The organism is Halomonas flagellata, assembly GCF_022487945.1.
In the GTDB taxonomy this organism is placed as follows: Bacteria; Pseudomonadota; Gammaproteobacteria; order Pseudomonadales; family Halomonadaceae; genus Halomonas; species Halomonas flagellata.
Genome location: NZ_JAKVPY010000054.1, coordinates 1,846 through 5,241, shown reverse-complemented (window position 1 = coordinate 5,241; position 3,396 = coordinate 1,846). Strand labels below are relative to the sequence as shown.

Below are 3,396 nucleotides of genomic sequence, written 5' to 3'. Positions count from 1 at the left end.
GAAGAAGTGCCTGACGATGACCTACTCTCGCATGGGGAGACCCCACACTACCATCGGCGCTGAGCGGTTTCACTGCTGAGTTCGGCATGGGATCAGGTGGTGCCCGCTCGCTATGGTCGTCAGGCGAAAAACGTAGGAATCATGCCGACGCGAGGCGTCTCGTCGTATCCGGCCCTTGTCGGTCGCCATCGGCAGACCGCTTGGGTGTTATATGGTCAAGCCTCACGGGCCATTAGTACCGGTTAGCTCAACGCCTTGCAGCGCTTCCACACCCGGCCTATCAACCAGCTGGTCTCGCTGGGCCCTTCAGGAGGCTCGAGGCCTCGGGGACGTCTCATCTTGAAGGGGGCTTCCCGCTTAGATGCTTTCAGCGGTTATCCTGTCCGCACATAGCTACCCGGCAATGCCACTGGCGTGACAACCGGAACACCAGAGGTGCGTCCACTCCGGTCCTCTCGTACTAGGAGCAGCTCTTCTCAAACGTCCAACGCCCACGGCAGATAGGGACCGAACTGTCTCACGACGTTCTAAACCCAGCTCGCGTACCACTTTAAATGGCGAACAGCCATACCCTTGGGACCGACTTCAGCCCCAGGATGTGATGAGCCGACATCGAGGTGCCAAACACCGCCGTCGATGTGAACTCTTGGGCGGTATCAGCCTGTTATCCCCGGAGTACCTTTTATCCGTTGAGCGATGGCCCTTCCATACAGAACCACCGGATCACTAGAACCTACTTTCGTACCTGCTCGACGTGTCTGTCTCGCAGTCAAGCACCCTTATGCTCTTGCACTCACTGCACGATTTCCAACCGTGCTGAGGGTACCTTCGTGCTCCTCCGTTACGCTTTGGGAGGAGACCGCCCCAGTCAAACTACCCACCACACACTGTCCTCGATCCGGATCACGGACCTGAGTTAGAACGCCAATGATGCCAGGCTGGTATTTCAAGGTCGGCTCCACCCGAACTGGCGTCCGGGGTTCCAAGCCTCCCAGCTATCCTACACAAGCAACATCAGCATCCAGTGTGAAGCTGTAGTAAAGGTTCACGGGGTCTTTCCGTCTAGCCGCGGGTACACCGCATCTTCACGGCGATTTCAATTTCACTGAGTCTCGGGTGGAGACAGCGTGGCCATCATTACGCCATTCGTGCAGGTCGGAACTTACCCGACAAGGAATTTCGCTACCTTAGGACCGTTATAGTTACGGCCGCCGTTTACCGGGGCTTCGATCAGGAGCTTCGCTTGCGCTAACACCATCAATTAACCTTCCGGCACCGGGCAGGCGTCACACCCTATACGTCCGCTTGCGCGTTTGCAGAGTGCTGTGTTTTTAATAAACAGTTGCAGCCACCTGGTATCTTCGACCGCCTCGTGCTCCGGCCGCGAGGGCCTTCACACTAACGCGGCGTGCCTTCTCCCGAAGTTACGGCACCATTTTGCCTAGTTCCTTCACCCGAGTTCTCTCAAGCGCCTGGGTATTCTCTACCTGACCACCTGTGTCGGTTTGGGGTACGGTCCCACAGAATCTGAAGCTTAGAGGCTTTTCCTGGAAGCGTGGCATCGATGACTTCGGCACCGTGGTGCCTTCGTCTCGCCTCTCGGCCTTGAGGATCCGGATTTGCCTGAACCCTCAGCCTACCGGCTTTCACCAGGACAACCAACGCCTGGCTCACCTAGCCTTCTTCGTCCCCCCATCGCAATCCTGTGAGGTACGGGAATATTGACCCGTTTCCCATCGACTACGCCTTTCGGCCTCGCCTTAGGGGCCGACTCACTCTGCTCCGATTAGCGTCGAACAGAAACCCTTGGTCTTCCGGCGGGGGAGTTTTTCACTCCCCTTGTCGTTACTCATGTCAGCATTCGCACTCGTGATACCTCCAGCAGACCTCTCGATCCACCTTCGTCGGCTTACACGACGCTCCTCTACCGCTCGCCATTCGGCGAACCCGTAGCTTCGGTACCTGGTTTGAGCCCCGTTACATCTTCCGCGCAGGCCGACTCGACTAGTGAGCTATTACGCTTTCTTTAAAGGATGGCTGCTTCTAAGCCAACCTCCTAGCTGTCTGAGCCTTCCCACATCGTTTCCCACTTAACCAGGATTTGGGGACCTTAGCTGACGGTCTGGGTTGTTGCCCTTTTCACGACGGACGTTAGCACCCGCCGTGTGTCTCCCACGCTCGCACTCACCGGTATTCGGAGTTTGCCTCGGGTTGGTAAGTCGGGATGACCCCCTAGCCGAAACAGTGCTCTACCCCCGGCGGTGATACGTGAGGCGCTACCTAAATAGCTTTCGAGGAGAACCAGCTATCTCCGGGCTTGATTAGCCTTTCACTCCGATCCACAAGTCATCCAAATCTTTTTCAACAGATCCTGGTTCGGTCCTCCAGTTGATGTTACTCAACCTTCAACCTGCTCATGGATAGATCGCCCGGTTTCGGGTCTATTTCCAGCGACTGGTCGCCCAGTTAAGACTCGGTTTCCCTACGCCTCCCCTACTCGGTTAAGCTCGCCACTGAAAATAAGTCGCTGACCCATTATACAAAAGGTACGCAGTCACCCCACGAAGGGGCTCCCACTGCTTGTACGCATACGGTTTCAGGATCTATTTCACTCCCCTCTCCGGGGTTCTTTTCGCCTTTCCCTCACGGTACTGGTTCACTATCGGTCAGCCAGGAGTATTTAGCCTTGGAGGATGGTCCCCCCATGTTCAGTCAAGGTTTCACGTGCCCCGACCTACTCGATTTCACCGGATCAGATTTTCGACTACGGGGCTATCACCCGCTATGGCGGTGTTTCCCAACACCTTCGTCTAATCAGTCACCGGCTTAAGGGCTGGTCCCCGTTCGCTCGCCGCTACTGGGGGAATCTCGGTTGATTTCTTTTCCTCGGGGTACTTAGATGTTTCAGTTCCCCCGGTTCGCCTCCTGACACCTATGGATTCAGTGCAGGATACCCCGCTGGTGCGGGGTGGGTTTCCCCATTCAGAAATGCCCGGGTCACAGGTCGTTTGCCACCTCGCCGAGCCTTATCGCAGGCTTCCACGTCTTTCATCGCCTCTGGCTGCCTAGGCATCCACCGTATGCGCTTAATCGCTTGACCATATAACCCCAAGAGGTCTGGTCCGCGATCGCGACGACAATTGCCGGATACGCTTGAGACGTATCTCGCGTCTCTTCCTCTCGGAAGAAACTTGTCAGCATGATTCACATTGTTAAAGAGCAGACTGTCAATCGACAGTCACAAACCGGTCATCGCACGGGGCGACGGTGGCTTGTGACTGCAGACTCGATCAGGTAACCGACGGTGGGGGCGGAGATGGTGGAGCCTAGCGGGATCGAACCGCTGACCTCCTGCGTGCAAGGCAGGCGCTCTCCCAGCTGAGCTAAGGCCCCTTA

1 tRNA gene and 2 rRNA genes are annotated in these 3,396 nt (G+C 56.5%); all 3 read right to left on the bottom strand.

Features of this window, described 5'->3' with window-relative positions:
- Window positions 1–8 precede the first annotated feature (8 nt).
- Window positions 9–124 (bottom strand): 5S ribosomal RNA (gene rrf / locus MKP05_RS20960).
- Between the two features lie 87 nt (window positions 125–211).
- Window positions 212–3,100, bottom strand: a 23S ribosomal RNA gene (locus MKP05_RS20955).
- A 217-nt stretch (window positions 3,101–3,317) separates the two neighbouring features.
- A tRNA-Ala gene (locus MKP05_RS20950) sits at window positions 3,318–3,393 on the bottom strand.
- Window positions 3,394–3,396: the final 3 nt, after the last annotated feature.